The sequence below is a fragment of the Kitasatospora sp. Ki12 genome (assembly GCF_054601375.1).
The window spans coordinates 1,353,464-1,371,032 of record NZ_BAAIHT010000002.1 but is presented as its reverse complement, the minus strand read 5'-3'; the positions used below and the strand labels follow the sequence as shown (position 1 = coordinate 1,371,032).

The 17,569-nt window shown below is 73.9% G+C and carries 14 protein-coding genes; 10 read left to right on the top strand and 4 right to left on the bottom strand.

What is annotated here, in order from left to right; all coding sequences use genetic code 11:
* Positions 1-2 precede the first annotated feature (2 nt).
* On the top strand, positions 3-542 hold the full coding sequence (locus ACYP53_RS23720) for a DUF6114 domain-containing protein (RefSeq protein ID WP_459648863.1): 540 nt from the start codon (positions 3-5) through the stop codon (positions 540-542).
* 146 nt (positions 543-688) lie between these two features.
* On the opposite strand, the gene ACYP53_RS23715 is transcribed toward ACYP53_RS23720, so the two are convergent.
* A complete protein-coding gene (locus ACYP53_RS23715) occupies positions 689-1,768 on the bottom strand; it encodes an NAD(P)-dependent alcohol dehydrogenase (protein WP_189920420.1) in 1,080 nt (359 codons plus the stop codon).
* A 157-nt stretch (positions 1,769-1,925) separates the two neighbouring features.
* Here ACYP53_RS23715 and ACYP53_RS23710 point away from each other — a divergent pair, with 157 nt between their 5' ends.
* Positions 1,926-2,822, top strand: a complete 897-nt coding sequence (locus tag ACYP53_RS23710; protein ID WP_189920422.1) for a helix-turn-helix domain-containing protein — start codon at positions 1,926-1,928, stop codon at positions 2,820-2,822.
* Positions 2,823-3,227: 405 nt separating this feature from the next.
* On the opposite strand, the gene ACYP53_RS23705 is transcribed toward ACYP53_RS23710, so the two are convergent.
* Entirely contained in the window at positions 3,228-4,631 is a 1,404-nt protein-coding gene (locus ACYP53_RS23705) for a selenium-binding protein SBP56-related protein (protein ID WP_459648862.1), read from the bottom strand.
* 108 nt (positions 4,632-4,739) lie between these two features.
* Here ACYP53_RS23705 and ACYP53_RS23700 point away from each other — a divergent pair, with 108 nt between their 5' ends.
* The 7 genes from ACYP53_RS23700 (at position 4,740) to ACYP53_RS23670 (ending at position 13,229) form a co-directional block, all read left to right on the top strand.
* Complete coding sequence (locus tag ACYP53_RS23700; protein WP_459648861.1) at positions 4,740-7,490, top strand: tetratricopeptide repeat protein; 2,751 nt, start codon at positions 4,740-4,742, stop codon at positions 7,488-7,490.
* A gap of 105 nt (positions 7,491-7,595) precedes the next feature.
* Positions 7,596-8,567, top strand: a complete 972-nt coding sequence (locus tag ACYP53_RS23695; RefSeq protein ID WP_459648860.1) for an alpha/beta hydrolase — start codon at positions 7,596-7,598, stop codon at positions 8,565-8,567.
* A gap of 134 nt (positions 8,568-8,701) precedes the next feature.
* On the top strand, positions 8,702-9,496 hold the full coding sequence (locus tag ACYP53_RS23690; RefSeq protein WP_459649816.1) for a spermidine synthase: 795 nt from the start codon (positions 8,702-8,704) through the stop codon (positions 9,494-9,496).
* Between the two features lie 204 nt (positions 9,497-9,700).
* Positions 9,701-10,540 carry a class I SAM-dependent methyltransferase gene (locus ACYP53_RS23685; protein WP_459648859.1) on the top strand — a complete coding sequence of 280 codons (840 nt, stop codon included), beginning with the start codon at positions 9,701-9,703 and terminating at the stop codon, positions 10,538-10,540.
* Positions 10,541-10,825: 285 nt separating this feature from the next.
* On the top strand, positions 10,826-11,494 hold the full coding sequence (locus ACYP53_RS23680) for a DedA family protein (protein ID WP_189920433.1): 669 nt from the start codon (positions 10,826-10,828) through the stop codon (positions 11,492-11,494).
* 121 nt (positions 11,495-11,615) lie between these two features.
* Positions 11,616-12,287, top strand: coding sequence for an O-methyltransferase (locus ACYP53_RS23675; protein ID WP_189920435.1), 672 nt, complete (start codon positions 11,616-11,618; stop codon positions 12,285-12,287).
* Positions 12,288-12,329: 42 nt separating this feature from the next.
* Positions 12,330-13,229, top strand: coding sequence for a Gfo/Idh/MocA family protein (locus ACYP53_RS23670; protein WP_459648858.1), 900 nt, complete (start codon positions 12,330-12,332; stop codon positions 13,227-13,229).
* Positions 13,230-13,325: 96 nt separating this feature from the next.
* On the opposite strand, the gene ACYP53_RS23665 is transcribed toward ACYP53_RS23670, so the two are convergent.
* The gene (locus ACYP53_RS23665; RefSeq protein WP_459648857.1) at positions 13,326-13,832 is read right to left on the bottom strand and encodes a GNAT family N-acetyltransferase; all 507 of its coding nucleotides are present in this window, start codon (positions 13,830-13,832) and stop codon (positions 13,326-13,328) included.
* 268 nt (positions 13,833-14,100) lie between these two features.
* Entirely contained in the window at positions 14,101-15,210 is a 1,110-nt protein-coding gene (locus tag ACYP53_RS23660) for a hypothetical protein (RefSeq protein WP_189924611.1), read from the bottom strand.
* Between the two features lie 309 nt (positions 15,211-15,519).
* Here ACYP53_RS23660 and ACYP53_RS23655 point away from each other — a divergent pair, with 309 nt between their 5' ends.
* Positions 15,520-17,559, top strand: a complete 2,040-nt coding sequence (locus tag ACYP53_RS23655) for a transglycosylase domain-containing protein (protein WP_459648856.1) — start codon at positions 15,520-15,522, stop codon at positions 17,557-17,559.
* Positions 17,560-17,569: the final 10 nt, after the last annotated feature.

Genomic DNA, 17,569 nt, shown 5'->3' with positions numbered 1-17,569 from the left:
GCATGGCGGAGTCCGTACCGGAGCCGGCCGGCGCCGGCGAGGGCACCGCGGCACGGGCCGAGGAGGTGGCGGCCGAGGGGACGGCCGCCGCACCCGGCACCGGCGCCGAGGCCGCCGCCGGGCCGTCCGCCCACCCGGTCAAGCGGGACTGGCGGGGCAGGCGACCGTTCTGGGGCGGGCTGCTGGTGCTGCTCGGCGGCGCCGAGATCCTGTTCACCCTGCGGGCCCCGCTGCCCGTCGTCCTGCACATCGGGATGCAGGGGCTGGCCGGGTACCTGGTCCCGGCGGTGATGGTGCTGTGCGGTCTGCTGATCCTGTTCAACCCGGCGCAGCGGCTGTTCTACTCCGTCCTCGCCGTGCTGGCCTCGCTGGCCAGCTGGATCACCTCCAACCTGGGCGGCTTCCTGATCGGGATGCTGCTCGGGGTGGCGGGCGCCTGCCTCACCTTCGGCTGGCTGCCCGACCAGCCGCTGCGCCGCGGCAGGCAGCGGCGGCTGGACCGGCGCGAGGAGCGACGGGAGGCCAGGACCGCCTCGGTGTGACACGGACGCCCGCGCCCCGGTGACAGGAGAGCACCGGGGCGCGGGCGTCGTGACCGTGCGGGCGGTTCGCCCGTCGGCCGGACGGCTGCGGCGACGATCAGATCGTCCAGATCGTCGAGGCGACGATCAGACCGCCGCGGCGAGGGTCAGATGGTCGAGGCGTCGATCACGAAGCGGAACCGGACGTCGCCGGCCAGCACCCGCCGGTAGGCCTCGTTGATCTCGTCGGCCCGGATCAGCTCGATCTCCGAGGTGATGCCGTGCTCCCCGCAGAAGTCCAGCATCTCCTGGGTCTCCGGCAGCCCGCCGATCATCGACCCGGACAGTGAGCGGCGCCCGAGGGCCATCGGGTACGGGTGCACCGTGACCGGCTTCTCGGGCATGCCGACCTGCACCAGGGTGCCGTCGGTGCGCAGCAGTCCCAGGTAGGCGCTGAGGTCCAGGTCGGCGGAGACGGTGTTGACGATCAGGTCGAAGCTGCCCGCCAGCTCGCTGAAGGTCGCCGGGTCGGAGGTGGCCCGGTAGTGGTCGGCGCCGAGCTTCAGGCCGTCCTCGCGCTTGCGCAGCGACTGGCTGAGCACGGTGACCTCCGCACCCATCGCGTGGGCGAACTTCACGCCCATGTGGCCGAGGCCGCCGAGGCCCACGATCGCGACCTTCTTGCCCGGGCCGGCGCCCCAGTGGGCGAGCGGCGAGTAGAGGGTGATGCCCGCGCACAGCAGCGGCGCGGCGGCGTCCAGCGGCAGGCTGTCGGGGATGCTCAGCGCGTACGCCTCGTCGATCACCAGCTCCGAGGAGTAGCCGCCGTACGTCGGCAGGCCGTCCCTGCCGGTGCCGTTGTAGGTGAAGACGAGGCCGTCCTCACCGGTGCAGTACTGCTGCAGCCCGGCGCGGCAGTTGTCGCACTCGCGGCAGGAGTCCACGAAGCAGCCGACGCCGACCCGGTCGCCGGCCTTCCAGCGGGTCACGCCGGGGCCGACCTCGCTGACTACGCCGGCGATCTCGTGGCCCGGGACCATCGGGAAGATGCCGGTGCCCCAGTCCTCGCCGACCTGGTGGATGTCGGAGTGGCAGATGCCGGAGAACTTGATGTCGATCACGATGTCGTGCTCGCCCACGGCCCGGCGGGTGACGGTGGTCTTCGCCAGCGGGGCGTCGGGGTGCTGTGCCGCGTAGGCGGCGACGGTGCGGGTGGTGCTCGTGGTGTCCGTCGTTCCGTTCGTCATGCCCTCAAGACTGCGGCGCGACGATCGGACCAACCAGACCAGAGGTCTTCGTACGAACGCCCTGCGTACGGACGCCGGACGTACGTCCGCGGAAGGTACGCACGGCAGTATCACCCTCGTCCGCCCCCGGGCCCCGGATCGCCCGCATACTGCAGACATGGACCAGCGCACCGAACTCAGCGAGTTCCTCCGATCCCGCCGCGCCCGGCTGCGGCCCGAGGACGTGGGGCTGCCGGACACCACCACCCGGCGCCGGGTGCCCGGGCTGCGGCGCGAGGAGCTGGCCCAGCTCGCCGGAGTCAGCACCGCCTACTACACCCGGCTCGAACAGGGCCACGGCGAGAGCGTCTCCACCTCCGTGCTGGACGCCATCGCCCGGGTGCTGCGGCTCAGCCCCGCCGAGCGCGACCACCTCAACCGGCTCACCAAGCCGCCCCGCCGCCGCACCGGCCGGGCCGCCGCCAGGGTGCAGCGGGTGCGGCCCGCGCTGCAACAGCTGCTGGACGCGATGGAGGGCGTGCCCGCGTACGTGCTCGGGCGGCGGCTGGACGTCATCGCCTGGAACCGGCTCGGCGCCGCCCTGCTCGGCGACCTCGCCGCGATGCCGCCCGAACACCGCAACATGGCCTGGCAGGTCTTCCTCGACCCGGCCGCGCGCGAGCTCTACCAGGACTGGGAGGGCAAGGCGAACGACGTGGTCGGCATCCTGCGGCTGGACGCCGGACGCGACCCGGACGACCCCCACCTGGCCTCGCTGATCGGCGAACTCTCGGTCAAGAGCGAGGACTTCCGCCGGCTGTGGGCCACCCACAACATCCAGGACAAGGGCCACGGCACCAAGCACCTGCACCACCCGGTGGTCGGCGGGCTCAGCCTCCAGTACGAGACGCTGCGCCCGGCCGGGGACGCCGACCAGGTACTGGTCACCTACCACGCCGAACCGGGCTCGGCCTCGGCCGAGTCGCTGCGGCTGCTGGCGAGTTGGGCGGCCACCGAGCTCCAGGCGGGCCCGGTCGAGCGGACCGGCGGCGCGCAGGCGGAACAGCACCGGTAGGCGGACCCGGCCGGCACAGCGCTTCGCAAGGGGTCGATGGTCCCGGGGCCGCCCGGGGCGATCGGCCCTTCTCGCGTCCGGCGGCCGCGAGCTGGAGTTCCACGTCCGGCGCACCGGCCCCGACGGGGTCAGCGCCGCCCTGGTCGAGCACACCGCCGTCGGCGACCGGCTGCGGCTGGGGCCGCCGCGCGGCGGCCTGCTGTCCGACGGCGACGCCCGCGACCTGCTCCTCGTCGCGGGCGGCACCGGCCTCGCCCCGCTGAAGGCCATCGTCGAGGAGCAGGCCGCCCACCGGCCGACCGGCATGGTCGCCTCCGTCCGCCGCGAACTCCTCGCGGCGGGACTGCCGTCGGGCCGGGTCCGGTACGACCAGGCGCTACCGCGGTAGCGGTCCTCAACGCGGTGTCAGCGGAAGCAGTACGAGTCCGAGGAGGCGTCCCCGCCCGCGAGGTGGGTCTGGTGCACCCGCAGGCCCCGGAAGTCCGCGCCGTGCGGGAAGAAGCGCTCGTCGACGCTCAGCCCGCCCGCCTCCGGGTCGGCGTCCAGCTTGACGATCCACGGCTCGATGCCGTCCGGGTAGATCTGGTCGTCCCAGGCGCCGTAGAGGGAGTTGGTGACGTACAGCCGCCGGCCGTCCCGGCTGACCTCCACCATCTGCGGCGCCCCGCTCAGCGGCCGCCCCGGCTCGGCCGGGTGCGGGGTGCGGGCGACCACCCCGCCCAGCCGGACCGAAGAGGCCTGCCGGGGGTGGAACGGGTCCGAGACGTCGAACTGGAACAACTCGCCGGTGCCCCACGCGGACACGTACAGCCAGCGGTCGTCCACCGACAGGTTGATGTCGGTGACCAGCGGCGGCACCGCGCCGAACGGCTGCAGCGCCGGCGGCAGGTCCTCGGCCTTGGCCGGCTCGGCCGGGATCTCGATCACCTTGCGCGCGGTGAAGGCCGGCCCGTCCCGGTACCAGAGCCAGATCGAGGAGGAGAGGTCCTCCACGTTCGCCACCACCCCGACGAAGCCCCACTCCGCCTGCGGATCGTGCGCCGGACGCAGCTCCAGCACCATCTGGTACTGGTCGCCGAGGTCGACCCGCTGCAGGTGCCGCCCCGAGTCCAGCTCCCAGAAGTGCAGCGCGTGCCCGTACTTGCGGCCCAGCAGCAGCTCCGGCACCACCCCGTCCTCGACCATCCACGGGGTGCCCCACTCGCTGGTGACGCCCACGTTGGTGCCCAGGTGCCACCAGACGTCGTACGCGAAGTGCTGCGGCCCGCGCTCGGTCTCCCAGGCGCGCAGCACGTCGAAGGTGGTGTGGTCGAGGATGGCCACCCCGCCCGGCCCGTCCGAGCCGTCACCGGCGCCCAGGCAGGAGAGGAACACCCCGTCGGGGCCGCAGTGCAGGGTGTGCGGGCGCGAGTAGCCCGCCTTCGCCGCCAGCTCCTTCGCCTCGACGGTCTTCACCAGCCGCGGGCGCACCGGGTCGGGCCGGGTGTCCATCACGTGCAGCCGGGAGGACCGCAGCCCGGGCAGCAGCAGGAACCGCCGCTCCGGGTTCTCGTGGCAGGCGTGCGCCAGCGCGCTGGAGCAGGCGTTCCACCCGAAGTGGTGCAACTCGTCCCCGAGGGTGGGCATTTCGGCGAAGTTCAGCACCGTGCCGTAGGTCGCCGACGCCGGATCGGTGTCGACCGTGAGCAGCGCGTCCGGCCGCTCCCCGGCCCGGTCGAACCCCGCCACGTACGCGAGTTTCTCCGGCGGCGCGGCGATGGCCTCGGCGGCCGACCGGTAGAGCGACGGATCGGTGTGCCCGTGCTGCATGCAAACTCCCCAACTCGCCTGGTCTGTGCGGGAAGCGTTCCACATGGGCACCGGCGCACAGCAGGCGCACGAGGAGTGCTGCGGAGGCGCGGAGAGTACCCTGTGCCGGTGCACAACAGCATTCGCGGGGGAACCTTCCACGGCCAGGTCGTCCAGGCCGGCACGGCCCATGTGACGGTCGGGGCACGGCCGCCGACGATCGGCGGGCTGCCGCCGCTGTCGTCCGTCTTCACCGGCCGGGAGCAGGACCTGGCGGACCTCCGGACCCTCCTCACCCCCGACGGCCCGCCGATCGTCGCGGTCACCGGCCTCGGCGGCATCGGCAAGACCACCCTGGCCATCGCGGCCGGCCACGCGCTCGTCGCCGCCGGCCGGGTCTCGCTCGCCCTCTTCGTGAACCTCCGCGGCTACGACGAGACCCCGGTCGAGGCCGGCCAGGCCCTCGACACCCTGCTGCGCGCCCTCGGCGTCCCGGCGGAACACATACCCCCCGACCCGGAGACCCGGGCCACGCTCTACCGCGACCAGCTGGCGAAGCACGACCGAGGCGTCCTCGTCATCGCCGACAACGCCTCCACCGCCGAACAGGTCCGGCTGCTGCGGCCCCCGTCCGCCCGCCACCGCCTCCTGGTCACCACCCGCGAGACGCTGCCCAGCCTCGGCGCCCACCTCCACCGCCTCGGCGTCCTCGCACCCGGGGCGGCGACCGAACTCCTCGACTCGGCCGTCCGCGCCGCCCGGTCGGACGACGACCGCATCGCCTCCGACCCGGAAACCGCCCGCCGCATGGCCGAGTTGTGCGGCCGCCTCCCGCTGGCGCTGCGCCTCGCCGCCGCCCAGCTCGTCCTCGACCCGCACCTGCGGCCGGAGGAACTCGCCGACGACCTGGCCGACGGCGCCGACCGCCTCGACCTCCTGCATGTCGACGAGATCGGCATCCGGCTCACCCTGGAACGCTCCTACCGCCGCCTCACCCCCGACCTGGCGGAACTCTTCCGCCTGCTGGCCCTCAACCCCGGCCCCGACATCTCCACCGAGGCGGCCGCCGCCCTCATCGACCGCAAGCCCCGCGAAGCCCGCTCCCTCCTCGCCCGCCTGGCCGGCACCGCCCTCATCGAACAGGGCGCGGAGGGCGGCCGGTGGTACCTGTACGACCTGGTGCGGGACTACGCGGCGGAGATGGCGAGCCGGCACCCGGACGGTGTGGGGGAGGCGCTCGGCCTGCTGCTCGACCACTACACGAGCAAGGCGCGCCTCGCCGACGCCCGGGTGCGGGACCTGCCGGCCTGCGTCGCCGAGGACGGTTTCGGGGACCGGGCCGAGGCGCTGCTGTGGCTGGAGCGCGAGCGCGTCAACCTGATCACCGCCGTCCAGCGCGCGGCCGATTCCGGACTTCCCGATCTGGCGGTGCACCTCTCCTCGGTGGTGGCGCCCCACCTGATCCGCGGGTTCCGGACCGATGACGCCCTGACCGTCACCGGCGCCGCCCTGGTGGCCGCCGCCGCGATCGGGGAGGCGGAGGTGCACGCCATGGCCCTGACCAGTCACGGGGTCTCACTCGAACGCGCTCGGCGGTTCGTGGAGGCGGCCGAGGCCCACCGCCTCGTCGCGGCGATCTGCCAGGACCTCGGCGACCCGCTCGCGGAAGCGGACGCCTACGTCAACCTCGGCAACGCCCTGCGGGGGACACGGGACTTCGACGCCGCGATCGACGTCCAGAGACGGGCGCTGGACATCGTCAGGGAACGGGGTGGCCGCGCGGCGGAAGCACGGACGCTGATCAACCTGGGAGGTCTGCTGACCGAGGTCCGGCGACTCGACGAAGCCGTCGAACTGTTGCGGGCCGGTCAGGAGATCTTCGCGGAGGTCGGCGACCGCTACGGCGAAGCGACCGCCTGGGCGAGCGCCGGTGTCGCCCTGGGCGAACTGCGCCGCTTCGAGGAGTCGATCGCCGCCCACGAGCGGGCCCTCGAAGCGTTCCGGGAGTTCGGCGACCTGCACAGCGAGGCGAAGGCCCTGGGCGGGCTGGGAGCGGCCCTCCTCGGGGGGCTGAGGTACGAGGAGTCGGCCGAGGCCGCCCGGAGGGCCTGCGACCTCTTCCGGGAGCTCGGCGACCTGCACGGCGAGGCCCTGGCCCGGAGGGCTCACGGTTCGGCGCTGAGCGCTCTCCGGCGGCCGGAGGAGGCGCTGGCCTCACACCGGCGGGCACTGGCGATCGACCGGGAGGTCGGGGACCCGCACGGCCGGGCCGAGTCCGGGACCCGGCTCGCGAACCTGCTGCAGGAGCTGCGGCGCTACGACGAGGCCGAAGCCGCCCACCGGGACGCGCTGGCGGCCAGCCGGGCCGCCGGCGACCGCGGGTTCGAGGCGACCGTCCTGAGCAACCTCGGCAACTGCCTGTCCGCCATGGGTCGGTTCGAGGACGCGGTGAGCGCCTACGAATCGGCGCTCGCGATCGACGGGGAGCCGGACGGCCGGGACCGGGAGGCCGGGATCCTGTGCAACGCCGCTGTCGCCTACGCGAACCTGGGACGGTACGAGCGGAGCATCGAGGCCCTCCAGCGCTCCCGTGACCTCTACCGGGAGTGCGGGGACGAGGCCGGCGTGGCCATGGCCCAGGTGAATCTGGGGAGCCTCCTCACCGAGGTCGGCCGGTTCGACGAGGCCGCCGACGCGTCCAGGCAGGCCGTCGTCGCCTTCCGGCGGGCCGGTGTGCGTGACAGGGAGGCCCTCGCCTGGAGCGTCCTCGGTGACGCCCTGCACGGCGCGGGCGCCGAAGCGGAGGCGGAGGAGGCCTACGAGCGGGCGCTCCTCGCCGAGCCGGTGCCCGAGCCGGGTCCGGACGCCTCCACGGAGTGACACGCCGCCGCGCGCCCGGTAGCTACCGGCCGGTATCGTCGTGGCTCGAAACGGGTGGTCGCCTGCCGGTCCGGCAGGCAGAGGCAGAGGACGGGTACGGCGCAGATGGAGTTTCGGGAAGACATCCTGGGTGCCCCCTACGAGGCGGCGGAGCTGGACCTCCGCCCCGACGCCGAAGGGGCGGTGTGCGCGACGCTCGTCCGGCGGCTCGTCCCCGGGTCGGAGCGCGCGGTGCTCTACATCCACGGCTACAACGACTACTTCTTCCAGACCAACCTGGCCGACCACTACACCGCGCTCGGCTTCTCCTTCTACGCGCTCGACCTGCGCAAGTACGGCCGCTCGCTGCGCCCGCACCAGTCGCCGAACTTCGTCCAGAGCCTCGCCGAGTACGACGAGGAGATCGACGAGGCGGTGCGGATCATCCGTGAGGTGGACGGGCACCGGCAGCTGCTGCTGAACGGGCACTCGACCGGTGGGCTGGTGGCCGTCCTGTGGGCGGGGCGCCGGGCCGGGCGTGGGCTGGTGGACGGGCTGTTCCTCAACTCGCCGTTCCTGTCGATGCCGACCTCGCAGGCCGTGCGGACGTTCGGCGGCCCGGCCGTGACGGCGATCGGGCGGCTGGCGCCGACCCGGGTGCTGCCGTCCTCGCTGAACCCGCACTACACCCACAGCCTGCACAAGGACCACAAGGGCGAGTGGGACTTCGACCTCACCCTCAAGCCGGCCGAGGGCTTCCCGCTGTTCGCCGGCTGGCTGTCGGCGATCCACCAGGGCCACCGGCGGCTGCGGCACGGGCTGGGCATCGACGTGCCGGTGCTGCTGATGGCCTCCACCAGGTCCATCGCCACCACCAAGTGGCAGAACGCCCTGCACCACGCCGACGCGGTGCTGCGCGCCGACGACATCGCCGCGCTGGGGCCGAAGCTCGGCGGGCACGTGACGATCGTGCGGATCGAGGGCGGCATGCACGACCTGGTGCTGTCCGGGGAGAAGGCCCGCACCCGGACCTTCGCCGAGCTGGACCGCTGGCTGGCCGCGTACCTGGACGTGCGTCCGGTGGGGGAGCACGCATGACCTTCGCGTCGGAGGAGCCGGACGACCGGGGTGAGCACGACGCGCCGGAGCAGCACGACGAGCACGACGCGCTGGAGGAGCACGACGAGCCGGTGCCGGTCGGCCGGCAGACCGACCTCGGCTTCGCCAAGCTCATGCCGGACATCGACCGCGACGGCGGCTGGCTGCTCACCCTGGACGGCACCCCGCAGTCGTACGTCGACCTGGCCGACCCGACGCACCTGGAGTTCGAGTACACCCGGCGCCTCGGCCACCTCGCCGACGCGCTGGCCCCCGCCGGGCGGCCGCTGGACGTGCTGCACCTCGGCGGCGGCGCGCTGACCCTGCCCCGCTACCTGGCCGCGACCCGTCCGGGTTCGCGCCAGCGGGTGGTGGAGGTGGACGGCCCGCTGCTGGCGCTGGTCGAGGAGCACCTGCCCTGGCGGGGCCCGGGCGCGGACGTCTCCGCGACCGTGGGGGACGCCCGGGCGGCCCTCGCCGCGATCCCGGCGGGCTCGCAGGACCTGGTGATCGCCGACGTCTTCCACGGCTCGCGGACCCCGGCGCACCTCACCTCGGTGGAGTTCCTGCGGCTGGCGGGCGCCGCGCTGCGCCCGGGCGGCTGCTACGCGGCCAATCTGGCGGACGGCCCGCCGCTGGCCTTCGCCAGGGCGCAGGCGGCGACGGTGCGGTCGGTGTTCCCGTACGTCTGCCTGGTGGCGGAGGCGTCGGTGCTGCGCGGCCGGCGGTACGGCAACGTGCTGCTGGCCGGGTCCACGGCGCCGCTGCCGGAGGCGGAGCTGGCCCGGCTGTTCGCGGGCGACATCTTTCCGGCCCGGCTGGTGGCGGGGGAGGACCTGGCGGCCCTGGTCGGCCGCACCGCCCCGGTGGCGGACGCCGAGGCCACGGACTCCCCGCCCCCGCCGGACGGCGCCTTCAGCGTCGGCTGAGCGGCCGGGCGGCCGCCGGGGGTTCCGCGTACGGGAAGTCGGCCCGGCCGACTTCCCGTACGGCAGCTGGTGCGGCGGCCCGGGCAGCCTGTGCGGCAGTCCTGGCGGCGCGTCGGCCGGTCGACCGGTACGGCCCGGGTGTCAGAATCGGCGGGTCCGTGCCCGAGCGCGGAACGCGGGTGGAGCACGTCGAAGGAGCGAGCGATGACTGGCGGCGCGGAGCGGCCCGAGCTGGGGGCGGTGCCGGAGACGGCGCTGTGGACGCTGTGGCACCGGGCGGTGGAGGCCCGGCGGCCGGACACCGTGCTCCCGGACCCGAAGGCCGTCGAGCTGGTGGAGCGGATCGACTTCCCCTTCGCCGAGCGGTTCGGGCAGGACGCCCTGGTCAGCCAGCTCCAGGCGCTGCGCGCGGGCTGCTTCGACCGTGAGGTGGCGGACTTCCTGATCCGGTGCCCGCGCGGCACCGTGGTCGGGCTCGGGGATGGCCTGGAGACGCAGGCCTGGCGGGTCGACAACGGCCGGGCCGAGTGGCTGTCGGTGGACCTGCCGGAGACGGCCGCGCTGCGCGAGCGCCTGCTGCCGCCCGACGAGCGGCACCGGATCCTCGCCGGCTCGGCCACCGACCCGGGCTGGATGGACGAGGTGGACCCGGCCAACGGGGTGCTGATCAGCGCGGCGGGCCTGCTGATGTACCTGCGGCCGACCGAGGTCCGGGCACTGATCGCGGCCTGCGCCGAGCGCTTCCCCGGCGGGTCGCTGGTCCTCGACACCGTGCCGCGCTGGTTCAGCAGGCGGGCCGTCGAGGGGAAGCTGAAGGACCGCCACTACCAGGCGCCGCCGATGCCGTTCGGCATGGACGCCGACGAGCGCGACAAGCTGGCCACCGCCCACCCGGCGGTCACCGACCTGCGCGAGGTGTACCCGGAGGGCGGGCGCGAACCGCTGCGCACCCTGCTGCCGCTCGCGCGCCGGGTGCGGCGGCGGCCGTCCGTGATCGCGATGCGGTTCGCCGCCACCCGAGGGGCGGGTTCCGGCGCCGGGTGAGGCGCGGGCTCCGGCGCCGGGTGAGGTGCGGGTTCGCCGTCCGAGGGGCTCCGCCCGAGGTCAGAGGCACTTTGCCGAATCTTGAAGAAATGCCGGTCGGCCTGGAACCATGGTGTGCGGCCGCACGTCGTAACCACGAGGGACAGGCCGGGGGGACAGGCCGCCCGGCACGTTACGCTGCCTTGAGGGGGAGCGGCGTCGTGCCGCCATCGGACAACCGCCGGGACCGGCCCGCGGCTCCACGCGGAGCCCGGCCGGTCCCGACCTGCCACGGAGGTACTGGCCTTGCACATCGACGCCTGGATCGAGGGCATTCCACCGACCGCGGTGTACGCCGTGGTCGGTCTGATCATCGGGATCGAGTCGCTGGGCATCCCGCTGCCCGGCGAGATCGCCCTGGTCACGGCGGCCCTGATGTCGGTCAAGGGCGTGGTGAGCCCCTGGGGCGTCGCGGGCGTCGCGATCGCGGGCGCGATCATCGGCGACTCGATCGGCTACTCGATCGGCCGCAAGGGGGGCAAGCCGCTCTTCGAGAAGCTGGGACGCAAGTTCCCCAAGCACTTCGGGCCCTCGCACCTGGCCACGGCGGAGCGCTCCTTCCAGAAGTGGGGCATGTGGGCGGTCTTCTTCGGCCGGTTCATCGCCCTGCTGCGCATCTTCGCAGGCCCGCTGGCGGGCGCCCTGAAGATGCCGTACTGGAAGTTCCTGATCGCCAACGTGCTGGGCGGCGTGGTCTGGGCCGGCGGTACGACGCTGCTGGTCTACAAGGTCGGCAAGAGCATCGAGCCGTGGCTGGCCCGCTTCTCCTGGGCCGGCCTGGCCGCGGCGGTCGTGATCGGCGGGCTCTCGGCCTGGCTCATGAAGCGCAAGGCCGCCAAGACCCACGCCAGGATCGAGGCGGAGCAGGCGGCCGAGGCCGCCGCGGCCTCGGCCAAGGCGCCGGTCGCGGAGTGACGCGGCACTGAGACGCGGCACTGATCAGGCACAGGCACCCGCTCCGGACTGTCCCGGAGCCGTCGGGCCCTCGGAGTAGCATCGGCGGAGTACCTGCCGATCTTGCACTCCGGAGGGCCCGATGACGTTGCAGCCGACCTGGGACGCGGTGGACGCGTACTTCTCAGAACAGCTGGTCGGACACGATCCGGTGCTGGAGGCGGCGTCGGCCGCCGCCGACGCCGCCGGACTGCCGAAGATCGCGGTGGCCCCCAACCAGGGCAAGCTGCTGCACCTGCTGGCGCTGACCCAGGGCGCGAAGCGGATCCTGGAGGTCGGCACGCTCGGCGGCTACAGCGCGATCTGGCTGGCCCGGGCGCTGCCGGCCGACGGCAGCCTGCTCACCCTGGAGATCGACCCCCGGCACGCCGAGGTGGCGCGGGGCAACCTGGCCGCCGCGGGGCTGGGGGAGGTCGCCGAGGTGCGCCTCGGCCGGGCCGCGGACTCGCTGGCGGCGCTGGTCGAGCAGGGCGTGGAACCCTTCGACCTGGTCTTCATCGACGCGGACAAGCCGAGCAACCCCGAGTACTTCCGCCGGGCGCTGCAGCTGACCCGGCCGGGCTCGCTGATCATCGTCGACAACGTGGTCCGGGCCGGCGCGGTCGCCGACGCCGACAGCGCCGACCCGGCGGTGGTCGGCACCCGCGCCCTGCACGACCTGATCGCGGCCGAGCCGAGGGTCAGCGCGACCTCGGTGCAGACGGTCGGCAGCAAGGGCTACGACGGCTTCACCCTCGCCCGCGTGCAGAGCTGAGCCCCCGCAGGACACCGAGTAATCGAACGGAACGGAGACATCGTGCGGATCGGACTGCTGGGCACCGGCCCCTGGGCGCAGCGGGTGCACGCGCCCGTGCTGGCGGAGCACCCCGGGCTGGAGTTCACCGGCGTCTGGGGCCGCCGCCCGGAGGCGGCCGAGGAACTGGGCGCGGCGCACGGCGTGCCCGGCTACGCGGACCTGGACCGGCTGCTGGCCGATGTGGACGCGGTCTCCATCGCGCTGCCCCCGGCGGTGCAGCCCGCTCTCGCGGTACGTGCCGCCGAGGCCGGCTGCCATGTGCTGATGGACAAGCCGGTCGCGCTGACCGTGGCCGACGCGAAGGCCGTGGCCGCGGCGGTCCGCGAGCAGAAGGTCGCCTCGGTGGTGTTCTTCACGGTGCGTTTCGGCGGTCCCCAGATCCCGTGGCTGGAGGAGCAGGCGGCGCTCGGCGGCTGGTACACCGGCCGCTCGGACTGGCTCGGCTCGGTGTTCGCGCCGGGCAGCTCCAGCCCGTACGCGGCCTCGCCGTGGCGGGTGGAGAAGGGGGCGCTGTGGGACGTCGGCCCGCACGCGCTGTCCGTCCTGCTGCCGGTGCTCGGCGACGCCACGCAGGTCACGGCGGTGGCCGGTCCGCTGGACGCCGTGCACCTGGTGCTGCGGCACGCCGGCGGCGCGTCCAGCACGCTGGCGCTCAGCCTGACCGCGCCGGTCGCGGCCGGCGGTACGGGCATGGAACTGCGCGGCGAGCACGGCGTGGTGCAGCTGCCGGAGCGCGGCGAGGGCCCGCTGGCCGCGATGCACCGGGCCCTGGACGCCCTGCTGGCCTCGGCGGCCACCGGTGAGCCGCACCCGTGCGGGGCGGACTTCGGGCTGCGGGTGGTGGAGATCCTCGCCGCCGCGGAGCGCTCGCTGGCCGCCGGCGGCCCGGTGGAGGTCTGAGCCTGGTGGAGGTCTGAGCCCGGCGGAGGTCCGAGGCCGGTAGAGGGATGACGCGCGGGGGCGGGGCGCCGAGGTGCCCCGCCCCCGCGTCGCCTGCTAGATGCCGAACGGCGCCGCGTAGCGGACCGTACCGGCGGGCAGCGGGTGGCCGCCGTCCAGGGTGAGGGCCATCAGGGCCTCGTCCGGGACCTCGACGGACAGGCCGATGCCGTGGGCGGAGGCCCGGGTGAAGCCGAACCGGGGGTAGTAGTCCGGGTGCCCCAGGACGACGACGTGGCGCTCGCCGAGCTCCGCCGCGGCGGCCAGGGCGGCGCGGACGGCCGCGGAGCCGGCGCCGGTGCGCTGGTACTCGGGGAGCACGGCGCACGGGGCGAGGCAGAGGGCCGGGACGTCGCCGATGTGGCAGCGGGTCAGCAGGGCGTGGCCGACGGGCCGGTCGTGGTCGTCGGTCGCGACGATCGACAGGCCGTCGATCCACGCCGGGTCGGCGCGCAGCGCGTCGACCAGGTCGGCCTCGGCCGGGGAGCCGAAGGCGGCGAGGTTGAGGGCGTGGACGGTCGGGAGGTCGGCGCCGGTCTCGGCGCGGGTGGTCCAGTCACGCATGGTGGATGAGGATCCGTTCCAGGAGTGGTACGTCTTGTCGGTGCCTCGCGAGCTCACGCTCCCGGCGAGGGCGGACAGGTGGAGGTCAGGCCGCGGCCCGGGACGTGAGGGAGACCCGGACGCTGCGCACGGCGGCCACGATCGCGGTCATCAACCCCACCTCCCTCTCTGTTCTCCGACTCCTGTGGCGTGCTCCTGGACGGCACGTTCCGGCCCGAGTCTACCGGACCGCCCGTGCGGGCCGACGTGGTCAGCCCGGTCAGCCCGGTCAGCCCGGCGGCAGCGGCGGGTGGACGGCGCTCGGGCGGCGGTCGGTGGGGCGGGCCGGGGGGATGACGGGGGCGTGGAAGTCGCGCGGGCCGGTCCAGAGCGCGGGGACGGCGTCGCTGCGGCGCGCCAGCTCGTACGCCAGGGCCTCGTAGTTGACGCGCCAGCCGTGGAAGTGCGCCCAGGCGTCCTCGACCGGGCGTTCGCGGCGGAAGCCGGCCGCGGTGACCATCGCGACGGCGCCCAGGTACTCGGCGTAGGTCAGCCGGATCGGGACGTCCGGGTCCGGGTCCGGGTCGAAGTCGATGCGCAGTGAGCGGGCGATGTCGCGCATCGCGGTGAACCCGGCGCGGATCACCAGCCGGGCCTCGGCGGGGGCGGTGCGCGGGCAGAGCGCGAGGTGCAGGGCGGCGGCGTCCATCACCGCGACCAGGGCGACCACCCAGCTGCGGTTGGGCTGCGGGGAGCGGAAGGAGAGCAGCACTGGGTAGTTGGAGTGGCTCTCGCCGATGTCGGCGGCCAGCCGCTCCCAGTCCCGGTAGAGCTGGGGGAGCGCGGTCTCGGTGTCGACGAGGGACTGGCGGGCCAGCAGCTCGGGGCCCCAGGCGGGTTCGCCGGCCCGGGAGGTGAGCAGCGTCACCTCGGTCTCGCGGCGCTGGTAGGCGGCGTAGAGGGTCGGCAGGTAGGAGATCTGCAGGGCGACCACCAGCGGGCCGCTGGCGGCGGCCATGAAGTCGATCGCGGACAGCTGCAGCCGCTCGCCGCTGGCGTAGCCGAGGGTGAAGAGGCTGGATCCGGCCTCCCGGATCGAGGTGGACCAGCTCAGTTCCGAGGTGCCGTGCAGCAGCAGGGTGTAGGCGATGAACATCCCGCTCAGCCACAGCCCGAGCATCCCCAGCAGGACCAGCGGCGCCAGCCAGGTCAGCGCCCGGTCCTGCGCGCGGTAGCCGCTGAACGGCGCGGCGGAGAGCCGCAGCACGAGGCGCAGCACCGACCAGAGCCGGTGCACCAGGGACGAGTAGAGCCCGCGCGGGACGACCAGGGTGCGCAGGATGCTGCCGATGACCAGCAGGAGCAGCAGCGCACCGGCCACGGTGTGGATCAACCTCATGGCGCCATTGTGACGGGCGGTGGAGGCGGCCGGTGCGGTTGGGGCGGGCGGGGCGCGGGCACCGGGGCTGGGCGGGGCTGGGCGGGGGAGTCAGGTGGGCCGTCCGGGTGGGCCGTACGGGTGGTGGCGCCCGGGCGGGGGGTCCGGTCGCCGACGGCACGTCAGTCCCGGTGCGGCCGGGGCCCGATGGCCGTCAGTGGCATCCGGTATGACCGTGATCACATCGATCGGCTGCTGTCGTGATCCGCACCCCGGGGCGTCTATCTGTTCGAAGGGTGCGGTACCCACGAACGAAGCGGAGAACGGACTGTGCGTGCACAGCGGGGTGGCGGGGCCGAGGAGGAGAAGCCCGGACGCCGGTGGTGGTCGCCGTCGGGACGGCGGCCGTCGCGGTGGCGGCCCTTCCGGTGGGTCGACTACCCGCGCCGGGGGCGGCGCGGAGTCCGCCGCTGGCTCCCCTCCTGGCGCCAGCTGCTCCTGGTGGCGTCGACGGGGATCGTCGCCCTGGTCGGCTGGCTGGCCTGGTTCTTCACCATCACCCAGGTGCCGGCGGACCTGAACGCCTTCGCCACCCAGCAGAACAACGTCTACTACTGGGCGGACGGCACCGAGATGGCCCGCATCGGCGAGACCAACCGGCAGGAGGTGCCGCTCGACCGGGTCCCGGAACCCGTACGGGCGGCGGTGCTGGCCGCCGAGAACGAGACCTTCTACTCGGACCCCGGGATCTCGGCCAAGGGCATCGGCCGCGCGTTCTGGTCGATGCTCTCCGGCGGCGAGACCCAGGGCGGCTCCACCATCACCCAGCAGTACGTCAAGAACATCTACCTCAACCAGCACCAGGACTTCTCCCGCAAGCTCAGCGAGGCCGTCATCGCGGTCAAGCTCGACGACCGGATGAGCAAGGACGACATCCTCGCCGGCTACCTCAACAGCAGCTGGTTCGGCCGCGGCAGCTACGGCATCCAGCGCGCCGCCGCGGCCTACTACGGCAAGGACGTCTCCCAGCTCGACGTGAGCGAGGGCGCCTTCCTGGCCGCCCTGCTCAAGGGCGCCGGGCAGTACGACCCGGCGCTGAGTGCGGACAACCGCCAACGGGCCGAGGAGCGGTGGGCCTGGATCCTGGACCGGATGGTCTCCGTCGGAAAGCTCTCCCGCGCCGAACGCGCCCGGTACACCGTCTTCCCCGAACCCAGGCCCAAGCCGAAGTCGGCCGGACTGAGCGGCCAGGTCGGCTACCTGGTGGACATGGCCAAGTCCTACGTGGAGAGCCACACCGACATCACCCCCGCCCAGTTCGACCTCGGCGGCCACCAGATCTACACCACCTTCGAGAAGCCGAAGGTCACCGCCCTCGCCGCCGCCGTACAGGACGCCGGCAAGGGCATCGACCCGGACGCCCGCGACTCCGACAAGCTCCTGAAGGTCGGCGCCGCCTCGGTCGCCCCGGACGGGCGGATCGTCGCGCTCTACGGCGGCCCCGACTACCTGAAACAGGGCTTCAACGACGCCAACACCTCCACGGTGCCGGTCGGTTCGGCCTTCACCCCGTTCGTGTACGCCGCCGGGCTCGACCAGGGCGTCCAACGCGCGCGGGGAGCGAACCGCACCCCGGTGACACCCGGCACCACCTACAACGGGGACAACGGGGTGAACGTGATGACCCCGGAAGGCCCGTACTGGGGGCGCGACGGCAAGATCGCCAAGACGGCCAACGACGGCAAGCGCGACTGGGGCCAGATCACCCTGCGCGGCGCCGTCGAACAGTCCGTCAACGGGCCGATCACGCAGCTCGGCATGGACATCGGCCTCGACCGGGTGCAGAAGACCGCCGCCGACCTGGGCCTGCTCCCCAGCAGCATGGGCGAACTCGTCCCCGGCTTCGGCGTCGGCAACTCCACCCCCAGCGCCATCAGGACGGCCGGCGCCTACGCCGCCTTCGCCGCCGGCGGCAGCCGCACCGACCCGTACTCGGTGCTCCGGATCACCCGCAACAGCGAGCCCCTCACGCTGCGCCTGCCCACCGCCGTCCAGGCACTGCCGGCGGCCGTGGCCGCCGAGGTCGACACGGCCCTCAAGGGCGCCGTCCGCGGCGGCAGCGCCACCTGGGCGGCGGAGGCCGGCCCGGACCTGGCCGCGAAGCCGGGGACGACCGCGGACCGCACGGCGGGGTGGGCGGTGGGCTACAGCGGGCAGCTGGCCACGGCCGTCACGGTCTTCCGGGCCGACCTGCGGGACATGAAACTGCTGTCCCTGGAAGGGCTCGGCGGGGCCTCGCCGGACACCCCGGACTCGGCCCTGCCCAGCCGGATCTGGACCTCGTACATGAAGGCGGCGGGCGGGCGGTGAGTCCGCGCCC

What these genes read in the sequence shown, in the direction of transcription:
- ACYP53_RS23715 (WP_189920420.1), bottom strand. Translation starts at nt 1,768, where the DNA reads ATGACGAACGGAACGACGGACACCACGAGCACCACCCGCACCGTCGCC.
- ACYP53_RS23705 (WP_459648862.1), bottom strand. Translation starts at nt 4,631, where the DNA reads ATGCAGCACGGGCACACCGATCCGTCGCTCTACCGGTCGGCCGCCGAG.
- ACYP53_RS23695 (WP_459648860.1), top strand. Translation starts at nt 7,596, where the DNA reads ATGGAGTTTCGGGAAGACATCCTGGGTGCCCCCTACGAGGCGGCGGAG.
- ACYP53_RS23660 (WP_189924611.1), bottom strand. Translation starts at nt 15,210, where the DNA reads ATGAGGTTGATCCACACCGTGGCCGGTGCGCTGCTGCTCCTGCTGGTC.
- ACYP53_RS23665 (WP_459648857.1), bottom strand. Translation starts at nt 13,832, where the DNA reads ATGCGTGACTGGACCACCCGCGCCGAGACCGGCGCCGACCTCCCGACC.
- ACYP53_RS23690 (WP_459649816.1), top strand. Translation starts at nt 8,702, where the DNA reads ATGCCGGACATCGACCGCGACGGCGGCTGGCTGCTCACCCTGGACGGC.
- ACYP53_RS23675 (WP_189920435.1), top strand. Translation starts at nt 11,616, where the DNA reads ATGACGTTGCAGCCGACCTGGGACGCGGTGGACGCGTACTTCTCAGAA.
- ACYP53_RS23710 (WP_189920422.1), top strand. Translation starts at nt 1,926, where the DNA reads ATGGACCAGCGCACCGAACTCAGCGAGTTCCTCCGATCCCGCCGCGCC.
- ACYP53_RS23685 (WP_459648859.1), top strand. Translation starts at nt 9,701, where the DNA reads ATGACTGGCGGCGCGGAGCGGCCCGAGCTGGGGGCGGTGCCGGAGACG.
- ACYP53_RS23720 (WP_459648863.1), top strand. Translation starts at nt 3, where the DNA reads ATGGCGGAGTCCGTACCGGAGCCGGCCGGCGCCGGCGAGGGCACCGCG.